The organism is Micromonospora sp. 067-2, from assembly GCF_046549295.1.
GTDB lineage: Bacteria > Actinomycetota > Actinomycetes > Mycobacteriales > Micromonosporaceae > Micromonospora.
Genome location: NZ_JAJPWB010000003.1, coordinates 14,072 through 30,831 on the forward strand (window position 1 = coordinate 14,072; position 16,760 = coordinate 30,831).

Genomic DNA, 16,760 nt, shown 5'->3' on the forward strand with positions numbered 1-16,760 from the left:
GACGGTCACCGGCGATCCGCCGGCCGGTGGGTGTTCGGTCAGGTCGGGTCGGGCGGTGACGACAAGCCCGTCAGCGAGTCGCCCAACTGCTCCTTGATCCGGGGCAGATCCATCGCGGCGAAGACGTTGAGCAGCATTCCGCTCGCCATGAACTGCATGACCCGCTGGTCGTTGGCGCCGGAGATCCTGGTCGCCAGCCCCCACACCCGTGCCATCTGCCGGCGCGCGAGCTGGCGGACCTCCTCGTCCTCGCAGGCGGTCGCCCACATCTGCAGCTGCATCTGCAACAGTGAGCGATCGTCGAGTTGTTCGTTGTACGCCCGACCCATCGCCTTGAGCGCGGTCTCTCCCGTTTCGGCCCCGGCGGCCTCCTCGAGCAACCGCACGATCCGGTCGAAACAATCCTCGATCGTGGCCAGGAAAATCGCCTTTTTCGATGGGAAGAGTCGGAAAAGGTAGGGCTGGGACACTCCGACCCGCCGGGCGATCGCCTCGGTGCTGGTGGCGGAGAACCCGGTACGACCGAACTCGATCCGCGCGGCGGCCAGCACGTGACCACGGCGCTCGGCAGCGCTCAGACGCACGGCAGCACTCATGGCACCGATGTTAGTGAGCAATCACTACATCGACAACCAGGCGAGGTGGCCCGCGCCACGGAACGGGTGGCCGGCCGACTCGGCACCGCCCTCGGGCGCCCTAGGCCGGCAACTTCGGGCCGCCGTCGAGCAGCGGTGCGAGCAGGTCGCCGTACTCCTCGACGCGGTCGAGGACCTCGGCGGCGGTGAACTGGCGGACGGCCGGCTTCCGGCCGCGGGCGCCGGCCTCGACCTCGTCCCAGGTCAGCGGGGTGGAGGCGGACGGTTTCCGCTCGGCCCGCAGCGAGTACGGCGCCACCGTGGTCTTCGCCGCGTTGTTCTGGCTCCAGTCGATGAAGACCTTGCCCGGTCGCAGGTTCTTCGCCATCTTCGACACGATCAGCTTCGGGTGCGCCTTCTCCAGCTCCTGGGCGATCCGCCGGGCGAAGTCGGAAACAAGATCGGCGGTCTGGGTGCCGGCGATCGGGCAGCAGAGCTGCATGCCCTTCTTGCCCGAGGTCTTCGGATAGCTCTCGATCCCGTCGCGAGCGAGCCGGTCGCGCATCAGCACCGCCACCGGGCAACATTCGGCGAGCCCCGCCGGAGGCCCCGGGTCCAGGTCGACGACCATCATGTCCGGGTGCGTGCCGACCCTCCACTGCGGGGTGTGCAGCTCCAATGCGGCCAGGTTGGCCAGCCAGACCAGGGTGGGCAGGTCGTCGGCGACCACGTAGTCGATGGTCTCCCGGCCCTTGGTCGACCCGGGGGCGGGCAGCGTCTCCACCCGCACCCAGTCCGGCGTCGCCGCCGGCTTGTTCTTCTCGAAGAAGGACTTGTCGTCGACGCCGTTGGGAAATCGGATCCGGGTCAGTGCCCGGTCCCGCAGGTGCGGCAGCAGCACCGGGGAGATCCGGGTGTAGTAGTCGATCACCTCGCCCTTGGTGAAGCCGGCCGCCGGATAGAGCACCTTGTCCAGGTTGGACAGCTCGAGCGCGCGACCCTCGACGTCCACCCGTAGCCGGTCAGCCGGCATCGTCGACCTCCTCCGGCGGCTTGTCCGGGCGCAACCGCAGCACCCGGGGGAAGCGCAGCCGGCCATCGGGGGTGCGTTGCCCGTACTTCACCTCCACCACCACCCGGGGAGTTACCCAGATGGCGCCCCGGGCATCCTCGCGCGGCACACCGGGCGCGAACGGAGACACGCCGGAGCGCAGCGGCTCCAACTCGGCGAGGAGTTGGCGCTCGACGGCCGCGCCGATGCCACCGCCGACCCGACCCCGGTAGATCAGCCGGCCGTCCGGGCCGGGCACCCCGACCAGCAGCCCGCCGATCCGGCGCGCACCCGGTCGCCAGCCGCCGATGACGAAATCGCCGGTCACCTCCAGTTTGACCTTCACCCAGTCCGGCGAGCGCACGCCGGGGCGGTAGACGGCGGCGACGCGCTTGGCCATCACCCCCTCCAGGCCGTGCTCGCCGGCCGCCTCGTAGGTGGCCGGGCCGTCGGCGAACACCGGCGGCACCGCCCACCGGGCGCCGCCGAGCGCGAGCGCGTCCAGGGCGTCCCGGCGGCGCTCGTACGACCAGCCGGTCAGGTCCTCGCCGTGCAGGCGGAGCAGGTCGAAGATCATGTACGTGACCGGCATGACCGCGGCCAGCCGGGCGGCCCTGTTCCGGTCCCGCACGTGCATCCGCTCCGCCAAGGCGGTGAACGAGGGCTGCCCGGTCTCGCCGAGCAGCACCACCTCGCCGTCGAGCAGTGCGTCGTCGACCTGCTCGTGCAGGGTGGCCAGTTCGGGGTACGCGGCGGTGATCTCCACGCCGGATCGGGCGTACAGGTGCTGACCGCCGCCGGCGATGTCGGCCAGCGCGCGTACCCCGTCCCACTTGAACTCGTACGCCCAGCCGTCACCCGCCGGGAGCGGCCCGGTCATCGCGAGCATCGGCTGGAGCGGCGCGCCGGGCACGACCCGACTGTAGTAGCAGGCCGAACACCTCGCTTCCGGTTCTTTCGGATGCGAGCATGGTCGATACCGGGGAAGGGAGCGCAGGATGCGTGCCATCTGGAAGGGAGCCGTGTCGTTCGGGCTCGTCTCGATCGGGGTGAAGCTCTACTCCGCCACCGAGGAGAAGGACATCCGGTTCCACCAGGTCCACCGTGAGGACGGCGGCCGGATCCGCTACAAGCGCACCTGCTCGGTCTGCGGCGAGGAGGTCACCTACGACGACATCGCCAAGGGCTACGACATCGGCGGCGGCGAGATGGTGATCCTCACCGACGAGGACTTCGCCGACCTGCCGCTGACCAGCTCCCGCGCGATCGACGTGCTGGAGTTCGTCCCGGCCGAGCAGGTTGATCCGATCCTCTACAACAAGGCGTACTTCCTGGAGCCGGAGGGCACGGCGACCAAGCCGTACGTGCTGCTGCGCGACGCGCTGACCGACTCGGAGCGGGTGGCCATCGTGAAGGTGGCGCTGCGCCAGCGGGAGCAACTCGCCACCCTGCGGGTCCGCGAGGGCGTGCTGCTGCTCAACACCATGCTCTGGCCGGACGAGATCCGTACCCCGGACTTCGGTTTCCTCGACGAGGACCTGAAGGTGCGCCCCCCGGAGCTGGCGATGGCCAGTTCGCTGATCGACTCGATGACCGGCGAGTTCGAGCCGGACGTCTTCACCGACGACTACCGGGCGGCGTTGCAGGAGGTCATCGACGCCAAGGTGGAGGGTCGGGAGGTCGTCCAGCCGGAGGAGGCCGAGGAGGCCCCGGCCGCGGCGGTCGACCTGATGGCCGCGCTCAAGGCGTCGGTGGAGCGCGCCAAGGCGGCCCGCGGCGAGCCCGCCCGCGGCGGCGGCGGTGGCGGCGGCGGTGGTGGCGAGCCGACGCCCATCTCGTCGGCGCGTTCGGCGCAGAAGGCGGCCGAGAAGAAGGCGGCCAAGGCGCCGGCGAAGAAGACCGCCGCGAAGAAGACTCCGGCCAAGAAGGCCGAACCGGCGGCAAAGACCGCCGCGGGAAAGACTGCGGCCAAGAAGGCGGAGCCGGCGAAGAAGAAGGCCGCGCCCCGCAAGACCGCCTGACCGCACGGCAGCGCCGAGGGCGTCTGCCGCACCGGGTACGCTCCGCCGGCCGCTGGCCACCGGAGGAGCTCCCATGCCGTACACCCCTGACCTGGACCGGTTGTTGACGCCCGGTGCCCGCTTCACCGACGAGCACGGGGCGTACCTCGTCGAGGCCCACCCGGTGGGCGACATCGTGCTACCGACCGGCCGGGTGGTCGGGTGTGACCCGCTGGTCTGCCCGGAGGCCGAGCCGTTCACGGTCACGGTGCCGCCGGGCCGGCATCCCGCCCGGGCCTGGGTGGCGGTGGTGCTGCGGGAGGACGCCGAGGTGGACAGGCGGGTGGCCGCGCTGGAGCTGGTGCTCTCCGACGAGCCGACGGTCCGCTGGGAGCTGGCCGTCGCCGGCGACCAGGACGTCGCGACCCTCGGCACGGACGACTACTTCGGATACGGGGTGGACGCCGGCGCCGGCACCCTCGCCGACCCGACGGCGCTCAGCGTCCTCGAAGGCTGGGACGAAGATCAGGTGGAGGAGGTCTTCATTCCGGCCGAACTGCCCGCCTCGCCGGTGCCGGGGCTGATCACCGCGGTCCTGGACGACGCCACCGGCGCCAACGTCGTCACCGTCGCGACGGGCTGGGGGGACGGCTGCTACGGCACCTGGATCGGGCGGGCCGCCGACGGCCGGGTGACCTCGTTCGTGACCGACTTCATGGTGGTCCCTGATTAGCGACCCCCGAATGCTCGTAACGGTGCCGCAGGGTGATTCGACCGGTCCGGGGCGGGCACAGCGGGCGGCTGGGCGAGTACCGTGTGCGTCGGCTTTCCCCCCGGCGCTTCGGTGCCGGCCACACCTTCGCAGCAGGGAGTCGACGACGTGAGCGAGCGCACGCAGGAGAACCGGTCGGAAGGCCAGGGTCCGGCAACCAAGGCGGGCCGCCGGCTGGCCGCCCAGCTGGCGGCGCAGAAGGCGGCCGAGGCGAAGCGGCGCCGCCAGGCGTGGGCCGGGGGGCTCGCCGGTGTCGCCGTGGTGGCGGTGCTGATCACCGTCTTCGTGATTGTCGGCCAGAACGACGACAAGCCCGCGAACCAGGCCGGTTCGACCTCCTCCGCGTCCGCGTCCGCTTCCGGTCCTGCGCCGGACGACGCCGTCGCACCCCCCGCCCCGCAGCTGCCGGCCGGTGCCGACCCGGCGCTGGGCAGCAAGCCGAAGGTGGCGGCGGGCAAGGGTGAGCTGAAGAAGCTCGCGGTCACCTCGCTGATCAAGGGCACCGGCCCGGCGGTCACGAAGGGGCAGACCATCACCACCAACTACGTGGGCGTGTTCTACAAGGACGGCAAGGAGTTCGACTCCTCCTGGAACGGCGGGCAGCCGGCCTCCTTCCCGATCGGCGTGGGCCAGGTCATCCCCGGCTGGGACCAGGCTCTGGTCGGCGTGACCGTGGGCAGCCGGGTGCAGCTCGACATTCCGGGTGAGCTGGCGTACGGCAACGACGAGGCTGCGGCCGGCGGTCGGCCCACCGGCCCGCTGCGCTTCGTGGTGGACGTGCTCGCCGCCAAGTGAGGCGTCCGGATCGCCCCGGTTGTCGCCGGAGCGCGATGGAGTTGTTTCCAAGGGGCTTCCGGCCCGTCACCCACCGGCAGTAGGTTCGGCGTCACCCCGGGCGGTTTGCCGCCCGGGGTGAGCATCCGGGACCGGGACGCGGAGGTGCACGTGACGGCGCTGGACGAACAGGGGCGGACCGCCCGGTTGATGTGGACGCACGTCGAGCCGGTGCACGCGGTCACCTACTTCCACCCGCGGGCCCGCGCCGCGTACGAGGCCGTGGGCCTGCGCGGCTACTGGCGGGGCTACTTCGCCGGACGGGCCGCGCCGCTGGGCGCCGCCGAGGCGGCACCGGTGATCGCCGCGTTCTTCAGTTTCGCACCGCCGATGGTGAGCCGGGCGCTGCCGGCCGTGTGGCGGTTGGTCACCCCGCAGGAGGCCCTGCGCGCCCGGTTGACCGGTGCCGTGCAGGCCCTCGCGGAGCTGACGTACGAGCTGCCGGAGGAGCACCTGGCCGAGGCGGCCGGTCTGCTGGAGCGGGCCGCCGCGAACGTACAGACGGCCGGCCGGGTGCTCGGTGCCGTCAACGCGGCGCTGCCCGTCGGGGAGTACCCGCTGGCCCGCCTCTGGCAGGCCGCCACCACCCTGCGCGAGCACCGCGGCGACGGGCACGTCGGTGCGCTGCTCACCACCGGGCTCGACCCGCTGGAGGTGCTGGCGTGGCGCTGCCGGGTGGACCAGTCCCGCGCGTTCCACCAGCCGGCCCGGGGCTGGACCGACGACGAGTGGACAGCCGCGGAGCAACGGCTGGTTGCCAAGGGCTGGCTGACCGCGGAGTACGCACCCACCGAGCACGGGAGCAGCACGTTCCAGGCCGTCGAGCAGGCCACCGACCGGGCGGCTGCCCACCCGTGGGTCGAGTTGGGGGACGAGCGCGCTCGGCGGCTACGCGAGCTGCTCGACCCGATCGCTCGTCGATGCCGCACGATCATTCCCCGGCAGAGCCCGATCGGTCTGCCGGTCGCCCGGTCGAGCTGACCCGGGCGGCGGCTCACGCGGCGGGCCGGCACGGCGGCGGCCAATCGCTCCGGCAGGATGAGGCCATGGCGGTGGATGCGGTGCTCTTCGACCTGGACGGCGTGATCGTGGATTCCGAACCGGTCTGGGAGGAGGTCCGACGGGCGTACGTGGCGGCGCACGGCGGCACCTGGCAGCCGGACACCCAGCGGCGGCTGATGGGAATGAGCACCGGCGAGTGGGCCGACTACCTCAGTGGCGAGCTGGGCGTGACACGCACCGCCCGGCAGGTCGCCGACGAGGTGGTCGAGGAGATGACCCGGCGGTACGCGCAGCACGTACCGCTGATCGACGACGCCGACCGGGTGGTGCGCCGGCTGGCCGCACGGTGGCGGCTGGGGTTGGCCAGCTCGTCGCCGACCCGGCTGATCGCGGCGGCGCTGGACGCGACGGGCCTGGCCGATGCGTTCGGCGCGACCCTGTCGACCGAGGAGACCGAGCGCGGCAAGCCGGCACCGGACGTCTGGCTGGCGGTGACGGCTCGGATGGGCGTCGACCCGGCCCGGTGCGTGGCGGTGGAGGACTCCTCTAACGGAGTCCGCTCGGCGGCCGCCGCCGGCTGCCGGGTGGTGGCCGTGCCGCACGGCTCCTACCCGCTGGATCCGGACGCGGAGGCGCTGGCGGCCGTGCTGCTGCCCTCGATCGACCTGCTCACTCCGGAGCTGGTGGCGCGACTCGGTTGAGGTGGGCAGGTCGGATCGGCATGACGGGGAGTGGGCGGGGTACCGCAGCCGGCGGTGCCTGACCCGGGTGCCGCACGTCGGCGGCGGGAAGGAGACGGCGGATGAAAGCCATCGTGTACGAGCGGACCGGTGACCCTTCGGTGCTGGAGCTGGTCGACCGGCCGGTGCCGGAGCCGGCGGCGGGCGAGGTCCTGGTCCGGGTGGCGGTGTCGGGGGTGAACCCGACGGACTGGAAGGCCCGACGCTCCTTTCCCCTGCCGGTGGGGTGGCAGATCCCCGGGCAGGACGGCGCGGGCGTGGTGGAGGCGGTCGGCACCGGGGTGGACCGGAAGTTGATCGGCGAGCGGGTGTGGATCTGGGAGGCGGCCTGGCAGCGGCCGTGGGGAACGTCGGCGGAGTACACGCTGGTCCCGGTGCGGCAGGTGGTCCGCCTCGGTGACGCCTCGTTCGACCTGGGGGCCAGCCTGGGCATCCCGTTCCTCACGGCGCACCGTTGCCTGACCGCCGGTGAGCTTCTGCCGGACTCGCTGCGCCCCGGCGCGCTGGCCGACCACATCGTGCTGGTGCAGGGCGGGGCCGGTGCGGTCGGCAATGCCGCGATCCAGCTCGCCCGGTGGGCCGACGCCACCGTGGTCACCACGGTGAGCAGCGCGGAGAAGGCACAGCTCGCGGCGGCAGCCGGCGCCTCCTTCGTCATCAACTACCGCGAGCAGGACGTGGTCGAGGAGGTCCGCAAGATCGCGCCCGACGGGGTGCACACGATCGTCGAGGTGTCTCCGTCCCGTAACGCCGCGACGGACGTGCAGGTGCTCCGGCACGGCGGTGCGGTCTGCGTCTACGCCGACGACGAGCCGGAGGTGGGCATTCCGATCCGACCGTTGATGATGGTGAACGCCCGCTGGCAGTTCGTGCTGGTCTACACGGAGCCGACGGCGGCCAAGGCGCACGCGGTGCGGGATGTGGCCGCCGCAGCCGAGCAGGGTGGCATCCGGGTCGGGGTGGACGCTGGCCTGCCGCTGCACCACCACCCGCTGGCCGAGACGGCCGCCGCCCACCAGGCGGTGGAGAACTCGACGGTGGGCAAGGTCTTGATCACCACCAGTGAGACCTGACCGATCACCGACCACGAGATTTCGTCATCAGCGGGACAGAAGCGAATAAGTTTCGCAACAATGACGATGCGGGTCGCCCCGCACGTAGTGGGCGGCCCCGGCGCGGTGCGAACGCCGGGGCCGCCCCTTCGGGGAATCCTTCGCCAGAACGTTACGGGGCGGTCAGCTCCCGGACGGTCAGCTCGCCGTCCGCGTACCGCGATCGGACGACCTTCTTGTCGAACTTGCCGACGCTGGTCTTCGGCACCGTGTCGAGAAACGCCCACCGCTCGGGCAACTGCCAGCGGGCCACGGACCCGGCCAGGAAGTCCCGCAGCTCCTCCGCGGTCACCGAGGCGCCCTCGCGAACCACCACCGTGGCCAGGGGCCGCTCGTCCCACCGCTCGTCCGGCACACCCACCACGCACGCCTCCAGCACCGCCGGATGGGCCATCAGGGCGTTCTCCAGCTCCACCGACGAGATCCACTCACCGCCGGACTTGATGACGTCCTTGGCCCGGTCGGTCAGGGTCAGGTAGCCATCCGGGGAGAGCGTGCCCACGTCGCCGGTGCGCAGCCAGCCGTCCCGGAACTTCTCCTCGTCGGGGGCGTCGTCGCCGACGTACCGCTGGGTCACCCACGGCCCACGGACCTCCACCTCACCCACGGCCCTGCCATCGGCGGGCGTCGGCTCGCCCGACGCGCCGACGATCCTCGCCTGCACCCCGGCCGGCACCCGGCCCTGCGTGTAGCGGTAGCGCCACGCCTCCGCGCCGGTCGCGCCGACGGGCGGACGGGCCACCGACCCCAGCGGGGACATCTCGGTCATGCCCCAGGCGTGGACGACGTCGATGCCGTGCCGCTCGTCGAACGCGTGCATCAACGCCGGCGGGCACGCCGAACCACCGACGATCACCTCCTTGAGCGAGGAGGTGTCCACCTCGTGAGCGTCCAGGTAGGCGAGCAGATCCGTCCAGATGGTCGGCACCGCGCCGGCCAGGGTGGGCCGCTCGGCGGCGATCATCTCGGCGATCGGCGCGGCCTGGAGGAACCGGTCCGGCATGATCAGCGATGCGCCGGAGAGGAACGCGGCGTACGGCAGCCCCCACGACATGGCGTGGAACATCGGCACGATGGCCAGCTCACGGTCGGTCGGCGCGAGGCCGAAGCCCTCCGGCATGCAGACCTGCAACGAGTGCAGGTAGATCGACCGGTGCGAGTAGGCGACGCCCTTGGGGTTGCCGGTGGTGCCGGAGGTGTAGCAGAGGGCCGCGGCGTCCCGCTCGTCCACCTCGGGCCAGTCGAACACCTCCGGCCGGTCGGCGAGCAGCGCGTCCCAGTGGTGCACGGTGATCCGGTCGCCGGCCGCCGCCAGCAGCGGTGCCGGATCGCCGCCGCCCACCACCACGACGTGCCGCACGGTGGCCAGCTCGCCGATCACCCTGGCCAGCAGCGGGATGAGCGTGCTGTCGACCAGCACCACCCGGTCCTGCGCGTGGTTGGCGATGTAGGCGACCTGGTCGGGAAAGAGCCGGATGTTGAGGGTGTGCAGCACCGCGCCCATGCTCGGCACCGCGAAGTAGGCCACCAGGTGCTCGTTGTTGTTCCACATGAAGGTGGCGACCCGCTCGTCGCCGGTCACCCCGCACTCGTCGCGCAGCGCGTGAGCCAGCCGCGCGGCCGACCGCCCCACCTCGGCGTACGTCATCCGGCGGGGTTCCGCGCCGGTCCAGGTGACCACCTCGGCCGTGCCGTGCACGGTCGCGCCGTGCTCGAGGATCCGGGAGATCTGCAGAGGGGCGTCCATCATCGTGCTACGCATGGGTAACAAGCTAGTGTCGGCGGTCACAGCTTGGGAACCCCCGTAAATTGGCGCAGGTGAGCATCTCCTGGGCCGACTCGTACGTGGGGCAGCTGCGCGCGCTCGCCGGGGACCGGACGCTGATGTTCGTCGGTGCCCGTGCCGTGGTCAGCGACAACGCCGGGCGCATCCTGCTGATCCAACGCTCGGACAACGGCCAGTGGGCCATGCCGGCCGGGGCGATGGAACTCGGCGAGTCGATCGCGGACTGTGCGGTACGGGAGGTCCGCGAGGAGACCGGGCTGCGGGCGCTGCGGGTCTGCGCGTTCGCGCTCTACACCGGCCCGGACCGGACCAGCACCAACATGTACGGGCACACCTACCAGGTCTTCACCACCGCCTTCAAGGTCGAGGAGTGGGACGGGCAGCTGACCCGGATCACCGACGAGACCACCGACGCCGGCTTCTTTCCCCGGGACCGGTTGCCCGCTCCGCTCTCCGTCTCGGTCACCGAGACGCTGGCCGACCTGGACGTCTTCGAGCAGACCAACCGGCTGATCCTGAAGTAGGTCAGCCCGTACCCGGTCAGATCATCGTCTGGGACTTGCCCTCCATGTCGGCGGCCGCCTCCTCCTTGGACTCGCGGGTCAGCGGCTTGCCACCCGGCGCCGGAGCCTCACCGCCGAGCGGGTCGACACCGCCCTTGGCGCCCTCCGGGCCGGCGCCCCGGAGCTGGTTGTTCGGCAGCGCCAGCGTCACCAGCACAGCCACGATCGCGATCAGTCCGGCGGTGAGGAAGACCATGCTCAGGGCGTCGACGAACGCGTTCTGGATGGCCGCGCGCACCGGCCCGGGCAGGGCCATGATGGTTGCCGGGTCGTTGATCGAGATGTTCTTGCCTCCGCTGGCCGCCACCTGGGCCTGCTGCTGCGGCGGAAGCTGGGCGATCGCACCGGGTAGCCGGTCGCCCAGCCCTCCGGCGAGCCTGGAGGAGAGCACCGCGCCCAGGATCGCCACCCCGAAGGAACCGCCCAGCGACCGGAAGAACGTCGCCGAGGAGGTGCCCGCGCCCAGGTCACGTACGGAGACCGCGTTCTGCACCGCGAGGACCAGCGACTGCATGCACAGGCCCAGGCCGACGCCGATCACCACCATGAAGCCGAAGGCGACCCAGAGCGAGGTGCGCACCTGCAGCTGGGTGAAGAGCAACATGCCGACCAGCAGGGTCACCGCCCCGGCCACCGGGAACCACTTGTACCGGCCGATCCGGCTCATCGCCCGGCCGGTGAGGATCGAGGTGACGATGATGCCGGCCATCATCGGCAGCATCAGCAGACCGCTGCGGGTCGGCGAGGCGCCCTTGACGATCTGCAGGTACAGCGGAATGAAGATGATCGACCCGAACATCACCAGACCCAGGACGAAACCGGCCGAGTTGGCGAGCGCGAAGGTGGCGCTGCGGAACAGCCGCAGCGGCAGGATCGGCTCGGCGACCCGCGCCTCCTGGAGCAGGAAGAGCACCGCGAGCACCGCGCCCGCCACGAAGAGACCGATGATCAGGCCGGAGCCCCAGGGGTACTCGTTGCCACCCCAGCTCAGCGCGAGCAGCAGGCAGCTCACCGCGGCGACCAGCAGGCCCGCGCCGACCCAGTCGATGGCGTGGTCGCGCTTCTCGAACGGGATCAGGCGCATCACGTGGTAGCAGACCACGATGGCCAGGATCGCCAGCGGCACGTTGATATAGAAGATCCACCGCCAGTCGGTCTCGGCGAAGTAACCACCGACCAGCGGCCCGGCCACCGAGGCGATACCGAAGACCGCGCCGAAGAGGCCCTGGTAGCGGCCACGTTCGCGCGGTGAGACCACGTCCGAGATGATGGTGAACGCCAGCGTCAGCAGACCACCCGCGCCTAGGCCCTGGATGCCCCGGGTGACGATGAGCTGGGTCATGTTCTGCGACAGGCCGGCCAGCAACGACCCGACCAGGAACGTGCCGATCGAGAAGAGGAAGACCGGGCGGCGCCCGTACAGGTCGGCCATCTTGCCGTACAGCGGCGTCGACGCGGTCGAGGCGAGCAGGTACGCGGTGACCACCCAGGAGTAGTGGTTGATTCCGCCCAACTCGCCGACGATGGTCGGCAGTGCCGTACCGACGATGGTCTGGTCCAGAGCGGCCAGCAGCATGCCGGTCATCAGACCGATCATGAGCAGCCGGATCTGCTGGCGATTCAGCACCGGCGCGGCGGAGGCTTCGGTGGTCATCACGCCTTCTTTCCCGACCACCACGGAACATGCGCCGGACCGGGAAAAACCTCCCACGCGTCCTCAGGTGGATCACGATTCGTCGTGATCCACCTGAGGAACGGAGTTGCTCAGGCGGCGAAGGCCTCGATGATCCGCTGGCAGAAGGCGGGGAGGTCGTCGGGCTTGCGGCTGCTGGTCAGGTTGCCGTCGGTGACGCACTCCTCGTCCACCCAGGTGGCACCGGCGTTGGTCAGGTCGGTGCGCAGGCTGGGCCAGGAGGTGATCCGTCGACCGCGCACCACGTCAGCCTCGATCAGCGTCCACGGGCCGTGGCAAATCACCGCGACCGGCTTGCCCGCCTCGAAGAACGCCCGCACGAACCGGACGGCGTCCGGGTCGGACCGCAGGAAGTCCGGGTTCGCCACACCGCCGGGCAACACCAGCGCGTCGTAACCGCCGGCGTCCGCCTTGTCGGCCGTGACATCGACGTCGTACGTGGTGGACTGGTCCAGGTGGTTGAAGGACTGGATGGTGCCGGGCTCGAGCGAGACCAGCTCGACCGTCGCGCCGGCGTTCTCCACCGCCTCGCGTGGCTGGACGTACTCGACCTCCTCGACGCCGTCGGAGGCCAGAAAGGCGATCCGCTTGCCCTGCAGTGTCGTCGCTGCCATCTCGATGCATCTCCTCTCCGGGGTACCTCGATGTCCTTCCCGGGCCTCAAACAGCCGAAACGTTCCTGAAGTCGATCACGGTGCAGGTTTGACGCCGGGGCCCCTGGGGACCCGGGGAGGCATGGCAGGAGCAGCAGCGGAACAGCGCCGGCTCGCCACCGTCGTGGAGAGCTGGCTCGGGCGCCCGGTCCTGATCATCGGCGATGCCATGCTGGACGAGTGGCGGTTCGCCGACTCCGACCGGCTCTGCCGGGAGGCACCCGCCCCGGTCCTCACCCTGCGGCGACGGATCTCCGCCGCCGGTGGGGCCGCCAACACCGCGGTCAACGTCGCCGCCCTCGGCGGTAGGGCGGTGCTGGTGGCGCCCGTCGGTGCGGACGTCGCCGGGGACGAGCTGCACGACTGCCTGGACCGCGCCGGTGTCTGGGACCGTACGGTCAACCAGCCCGGCCGGCCCACGCCGGTGAAGCGGCGGATGCTGGCCGGCAACCAGATCCTGCTCCGGGAGGATTCCGGTGGCCCCCATGACGCACTGGAGCCGGACGGCGTGACCCGGCTGCTCACCGCCCTGACCTGCGCCACCGAGGAGTTGCGCGCCGCCGCCGGCGGAGAGGCGCCGACCCTGGTGGTCTGCGACTACGGCCTGGGCGCCCTGCCCGCGCCGGTCCGCGCATGGCTGGTCGAGCAGCGGGAGCGGTACGCGACGGTCGCGCTGGACGCCCACGACCTGGCCGACTGGCGGGGCCTCGCGCCGACCGTGGTCACCCCCAGCTTCGCCGAGGCGACCCGGCTGCTGGCGCGGGCCGGCGGTGCCACCCGACCGTCAGCCGGCGCCGGCCTGCACCTGGAGCACCCCGACAGCGACCCCGCCGACGGTCCGTCCGAGCTGACGGTGGGTGCCGCCCCGGGCGGGGCCCACGCCAACGAGGTCCTGGCCGTGGCCACCCCGGACCCGACGCACGGCGACCGTCCGGGACCGGTCGGCGAGCCCACCCCGGGCGAGGGCCGGGTGGCCTTCACCGGCGACGGGCTCAGCGTCACCGGCACCGGCGTGACGGTGAACTCCGAGGCCGGGGAGGGGGTCGACCGGGCCGTGCTGGCCGAGTCGCGTCTGGCCGAGCTGCGCGCGCACACCGGCGCCGACGTGGTCGCGGTGACCCTGGACACCGAGGGTGCGGTGGTCGGCGGCGCCGACGGGGAGCCCCGGCGCAGTCACAGCACGCCGGTTCCGGCGAGCCACGCCGTGGGTGCCGGCGACGCGTACCTGGCGGCGATGACGCTGGCCCTGGCCGCCGACGCACCGCTGCCCACCGCCGCGCAGCTCGCCCAACTGGCCGCCACCATCACCGTCTCCGACACCGGCACCTGCGTGTGCCGGCGCGAGGACCTGCTCGCCGCCCTCGACCAGCCAACGGGGACCAGCGGGCACCCGGCGCTCGTCGGCGCCGACGAACTGGACGCGATCGTCGCCGATCATCGCGACGCCGGGCGGTCCGTGGTGTTCACCAATGGCTGCTTCGACGTGCTGCACCGTGGGCACGTGCGCTACCTGGAGCAGGCCCGCGCCCTGGGTGACCTGCTCATCGTGGCGGTCAACTCGGACGGCAGCGTACGCCGGCTGAAGGGGCCGGACCGGCCGGTCAACCCGGTCGAGGACCGGAGTGCCCTGCTCGCCGCGTTGTCCTGCGTGGACCACGTCGTCGTCTTCGAGGAGGACTCTCCGGCCGCCCTGATCGAGGCCGTCCGGCCGGACGTCTACGTCAAGGGCGGCGACTACCCGCCGGAGCTGGTGCCGGAGGCGCCGCTGGTGCGCCGGTTGGGCGGCCAGGTGCGCACCCTCGGGTACGTGCCGGACCGGTCCACCTCGGCGATCATCGAGCGGATCCGGTCGCACAGCCAGGACCCGGGACCCGACCCGTCGTCGCACGGCCAGGACCGGCAGCTCGATCCGTCGCACGGTCAGGACCGGCAGGCCGATCCGTCGCTGAGCAGCCGCACCCGAGCATCGTGAACCGACCCCTCGACCTCGACACCCCGGCGTCGTTCCGCGCCGATCGGCAGGTCGACGTGCTCATCCCGACCCGTAACCGGCCCGCCGAACTGGCGGTCACCCTGGCCGGGCTCGCCGCTCAGGAGGGGGTGCCCGGCTTCGGGGTGGTGGTCAGCGACCAGTCCGACGGGGAGCCCGCGTACGCCGACCCCGCCGCGGCCACCATGGTCCGGGCGCTGCGCCACCGCGGTCACCCGGTGCTGCTGACCCGCCGGCTGCCCCGACGCGGGCTGGCCGAACACCGGGCGTACCTGCTCGCCGCCTCGGCCGCCCGGTACGTGCTCACGCTCGACGACGACGTCTGGTTGGAACCGGGGGCGCTGCACCGGCTGGTCACCGCGCTCGAGGACCTGGGCTGCGGGTTCGTCGGCAACGGCGTGCACGGGCTCTCCTACGTCGAGGACCTGCGACCGGAGACGCACGGGCGCTACGAGGAGTGGATCGGCCCGCCCACGCCGGAACGGATCCGGCCGGGCACACCGCAGTGGAACCGGGCCCAGATCCACTCGGCGGCCAACCTGCTGCACGTCACCGAGCGGTTGGCGCCGCCGCCGGGGGCGTGGCGGGCGTACAAGATCTCCTGGATCGGCGGATGCGTGCTCTACGACCGTGCCAAGCTCGTCGACTCCGGCGGGTTCGACTTCTGGCGCCGCCTGCCGGAGAAGCATCAGGGCGAGGACGTCGCCGCCCAACTCGCGGTGCTGGCCCGACACGGAGGCGCCGGAATCCTGCCCAGCGGCGCCTACCACCTGGAATCCCCCACCACGGTCACCGAGCGGGACGTCGAGGCGTGGGAGGTCGTGCTCGCCGACGAGGACACCCCGCAACCGGCCTGAGAGCGGCACCGCCCTACCCCGCGAGCAGGTCCCTGGCGGCCTCCAGCACCTCGACCACCGGTACGTCGGTGACGAAGGAATCCCGGTGCGGGCACTCGCCGTCGCCGGGCCGGTGCGGGTAGATGCCCGGCGTGCAGTCCACCCCGCAGACCGGGCAGCGCACCATCCAGGACATGATCGGCCGGTGCCGGCCGCGCAGCGGGTTACCCGAGTTGATGAGGTTGCCGACCCAGTAGATGCCGATCGTCGAGGCGCCCACCGCGGCGGCCAGGTGCAGCGGGCCGCTGTCGTTGGAGACGACCAGCGCACAGTCGGCGTAGCAACCGGCCAACGCGCCGAGGCTGAGCGTGCCCACCTGCGGCCGCACCGGCACCCCCGCCGCAGCGGCAACCACCCGGTCCACCACCTCCCGCTCGGCGGGCGTACCGGTGACGAGCACCTCGTAGCCGTCGCGGTGCAGCTCGCGGGCCACCTCCGCGAAGCGTTCGGCGGGCCAACGGCGGCGGGTGTCGGTGGCGCCCGGATGCAGCGCCACCCGGGGTCGGCCCGCCGGGCCGAGCACCCGGGCCGCCTCGGCCCGGTCGGCGTCGATGACCGCCAGCGCGGGCACGATGGTGGTCGCGGGTGCGCCCACCAGAGCCACCACCTCCAGGTAGCGGATCACCTCGTGCTGGTAGTAGACGTAGCGGACCCACCGGTCCAGCGGCGGCGCGTCCTCGGCGCGCAGCCCCACGGTGACCCGGGCGCCGAGGCGGCTGACCAGCGGGTTGGAGTTGGCGCCGCCGCCGTGGATCTGCACCGCCAGGTCGAAGCCCTCGTCGGCGGCCGCGGCCACGAAGTCGTCCATCGCCGATTGCGGCTCATCCGGCTCCGGTGCGCGGATGCCGGGCGCCGGCGGCACCACCAGGACCCGGTCCACCGGGCCGGGCCGGTCGCGCCAGAGCTTCGCGTGCCACGGCGCGCCGAGCAGCACGATCTCCGCCCCAGGGTACGAGACGCGCAGCGCCTCCAGCGCCGGCAGAGCGAAGATGAAGTCCCCGAGCGCGTTGGCGCGCAGCACAGCGATCCGCCGCACGTCGGGCACGTGCCCGTCCGTGGGGCCGAACAGGGCCGGGGTGACCACGCGGTCCCG

16 protein-coding genes are annotated in these 16,760 nt (G+C 72.0%); 9 read left to right on the forward strand and 7 right to left on the reverse strand.

Annotated features, from left to right (window positions below):
• Window positions 1–38: 38 nt before the first annotated feature.
• From ACLJN9_RS06740 to ligD (ACLJN9_RS06750), 3 genes are all read right to left on the reverse strand, one after another.
• Entirely contained in the window at window positions 39–596 is a 558-nt protein-coding gene (locus tag ACLJN9_RS06740; RefSeq protein WP_410810232.1) for a TetR/AcrR family transcriptional regulator, read from the reverse strand.
• 100 nt (window positions 597–696) lie between these two features.
• Entirely contained in the window at window positions 697–1,608 is a 912-nt protein-coding gene (gene ligD / locus ACLJN9_RS06745; RefSeq protein ID WP_410810233.1) for a non-homologous end-joining DNA ligase, read from the reverse strand.
• The gene (gene ligD / locus ACLJN9_RS06750) at window positions 1,598–2,539 is read right to left on the reverse strand and encodes a non-homologous end-joining DNA ligase (RefSeq protein ID WP_410810234.1); all 942 of its coding nucleotides are present in this window, start codon (window positions 2,537–2,539) and stop codon (window positions 1,598–1,600) included. The genes ligD (ACLJN9_RS06745) and ligD (ACLJN9_RS06750) overlap by 11 nt, the downstream gene beginning before the upstream one ends.
• A gap of 85 nt (window positions 2,540–2,624) precedes the next feature.
• Here ligD (ACLJN9_RS06750) and ACLJN9_RS06755 point away from each other — a divergent pair, with 85 nt between their 5' ends.
• From ACLJN9_RS06755 to ACLJN9_RS06780, 6 genes are all read left to right on the forward strand, one after another.
• Window positions 2,625–3,647, forward strand: coding sequence for a Ku protein (locus ACLJN9_RS06755; protein WP_410810235.1), 1,023 nt, complete (start codon window positions 2,625–2,627; stop codon window positions 3,645–3,647).
• 73 nt (window positions 3,648–3,720) lie between these two features.
• A complete protein-coding gene (locus ACLJN9_RS06760) occupies window positions 3,721–4,359 on the forward strand; it encodes a DUF4241 domain-containing protein (protein WP_410810236.1) in 639 nt (212 codons plus the stop codon).
• A gap of 111 nt (window positions 4,360–4,470) precedes the next feature.
• Window positions 4,471–5,193 carry an FKBP-type peptidyl-prolyl cis-trans isomerase gene (locus ACLJN9_RS06765; protein ID WP_410810237.1) on the forward strand — a complete coding sequence of 241 codons (723 nt, stop codon included), beginning with the start codon at window positions 4,471–4,473 and terminating at the stop codon, window positions 5,191–5,193.
• A 189-nt stretch (window positions 5,194–5,382) separates the two neighbouring features.
• Window positions 5,383–6,213: an SCO6745 family protein gene (locus tag ACLJN9_RS06770; RefSeq protein WP_410810784.1), complete on the forward strand. Its 831-nt coding sequence runs from the start codon at window positions 5,383–5,385 to the stop codon at window positions 6,211–6,213.
• 65 nt (window positions 6,214–6,278) lie between these two features.
• Window positions 6,279–6,935, forward strand: a complete 657-nt coding sequence (locus ACLJN9_RS06775) for an HAD family hydrolase (RefSeq protein WP_410810238.1) — start codon at window positions 6,279–6,281, stop codon at window positions 6,933–6,935.
• A gap of 101 nt (window positions 6,936–7,036) precedes the next feature.
• Window positions 7,037–8,047 (forward strand): NADPH:quinone reductase, encoded by a 1,011-nt coding sequence (locus tag ACLJN9_RS06780; RefSeq protein WP_410810239.1) that lies wholly within the window; start codon window positions 7,037–7,039, stop codon window positions 8,045–8,047.
• Window positions 8,048–8,198: 151 nt separating this feature from the next.
• Here the strand turns inward: ACLJN9_RS06780 and ACLJN9_RS06785 are convergent, their stop codons facing one another.
• Window positions 8,199–9,833, reverse strand: a complete 1,635-nt coding sequence (locus ACLJN9_RS06785) for a fatty acid--CoA ligase (RefSeq protein WP_410810785.1) — start codon at window positions 9,831–9,833, stop codon at window positions 8,199–8,201.
• Between the two features lie 71 nt (window positions 9,834–9,904).
• Between ACLJN9_RS06785 and ACLJN9_RS06790 the strand changes: the two genes are divergently transcribed.
• The gene (locus ACLJN9_RS06790; protein ID WP_410810240.1) at window positions 9,905–10,396 is read left to right on the forward strand and encodes an NUDIX domain-containing protein; all 492 of its coding nucleotides are present in this window, start codon (window positions 9,905–9,907) and stop codon (window positions 10,394–10,396) included.
• Window positions 10,397–10,412: 16 nt separating this feature from the next.
• Here the strand turns inward: ACLJN9_RS06790 and ACLJN9_RS06795 are convergent, their stop codons facing one another.
• Both ACLJN9_RS06795 and ACLJN9_RS06800 read right to left on the reverse strand, forming a co-directional pair.
• Window positions 10,413–12,089 carry an MDR family MFS transporter gene (locus ACLJN9_RS06795; RefSeq protein WP_410810241.1) on the reverse strand — a complete coding sequence of 559 codons (1,677 nt, stop codon included), beginning with the start codon at window positions 12,087–12,089 and terminating at the stop codon, window positions 10,413–10,415.
• A 110-nt stretch (window positions 12,090–12,199) separates the two neighbouring features.
• Window positions 12,200–12,742 carry a type 1 glutamine amidotransferase domain-containing protein gene (locus tag ACLJN9_RS06800; RefSeq protein WP_410810242.1) on the reverse strand — a complete coding sequence of 181 codons (543 nt, stop codon included), beginning with the start codon at window positions 12,740–12,742 and terminating at the stop codon, window positions 12,200–12,202.
• A 121-nt stretch (window positions 12,743–12,863) separates the two neighbouring features.
• Here ACLJN9_RS06800 and rfaE2 point away from each other — a divergent pair, with 121 nt between their 5' ends.
• Both rfaE2 and ACLJN9_RS06810 read left to right on the forward strand, forming a co-directional pair.
• Window positions 12,864–14,753 (forward strand): D-glycero-beta-D-manno-heptose 1-phosphate adenylyltransferase, encoded by a 1,890-nt coding sequence (rfaE2, locus tag ACLJN9_RS06805; RefSeq protein ID WP_410810243.1) that lies wholly within the window; start codon window positions 12,864–12,866, stop codon window positions 14,751–14,753.
• Window positions 14,750–15,628, forward strand: coding sequence for a glycosyltransferase (locus ACLJN9_RS06810; RefSeq protein ID WP_410810244.1), 879 nt, complete (start codon window positions 14,750–14,752; stop codon window positions 15,626–15,628). Before rfaE2 ends, ACLJN9_RS06810 begins: the two co-directional genes overlap by 4 nt.
• A gap of 13 nt (window positions 15,629–15,641) precedes the next feature.
• On the opposite strand, the gene ACLJN9_RS06815 is transcribed toward ACLJN9_RS06810, so the two are convergent.
• A complete protein-coding gene (locus ACLJN9_RS06815) occupies window positions 15,642–16,751 on the reverse strand; it encodes a glycosyltransferase family 9 protein (protein ID WP_410810245.1) in 1,110 nt (369 codons plus the stop codon).
• Window positions 16,752–16,760: the final 9 nt, after the last annotated feature.

What these genes read in the sequence shown, in the direction of transcription:
- ligD (WP_410810233.1), bottom strand. Translation starts at nt 1,608, where the DNA reads ATGCCGGCTGACCGGCTACGGGTGGACGTCGAGGGTCGCGCGCTCGAG.
- ACLJN9_RS06775 (WP_410810238.1), top strand. Translation starts at nt 6,279, where the DNA reads ATGGCGGTGGATGCGGTGCTCTTCGACCTGGACGGCGTGATCGTGGAT.
- rfaE2 (WP_410810243.1), top strand. Translation starts at nt 12,864, where the DNA reads ATGGCAGGAGCAGCAGCGGAACAGCGCCGGCTCGCCACCGTCGTGGAG.
- ACLJN9_RS06755 (WP_410810235.1), top strand. Translation starts at nt 2,625, where the DNA reads ATGCGTGCCATCTGGAAGGGAGCCGTGTCGTTCGGGCTCGTCTCGATC.
- ACLJN9_RS06740 (WP_410810232.1), bottom strand. Translation starts at nt 596, where the DNA reads ATGAGTGCTGCCGTGCGTCTGAGCGCTGCCGAGCGCCGTGGTCACGTG.
- ACLJN9_RS06785 (WP_410810785.1), bottom strand. Translation starts at nt 9,833, where the DNA reads ATGGACGCCCCTCTGCAGATCTCCCGGATCCTCGAGCACGGCGCGACC.
- ACLJN9_RS06795 (WP_410810241.1), bottom strand. Translation starts at nt 12,089, where the DNA reads ATGACCACCGAAGCCTCCGCCGCGCCGGTGCTGAATCGCCAGCAGATC.
- ACLJN9_RS06800 (WP_410810242.1), bottom strand. Translation starts at nt 12,742, where the DNA reads ATGGCAGCGACGACACTGCAGGGCAAGCGGATCGCCTTTCTGGCCTCC.
- ACLJN9_RS06770 (WP_410810784.1), top strand. Translation starts at nt 5,383, where the DNA reads ATGTGGACGCACGTCGAGCCGGTGCACGCGGTCACCTACTTCCACCCG.
- ACLJN9_RS06780 (WP_410810239.1), top strand. Translation starts at nt 7,037, where the DNA reads ATGAAAGCCATCGTGTACGAGCGGACCGGTGACCCTTCGGTGCTGGAG.
- ACLJN9_RS06760 (WP_410810236.1), top strand. Translation starts at nt 3,721, where the DNA reads ATGCCGTACACCCCTGACCTGGACCGGTTGTTGACGCCCGGTGCCCGC.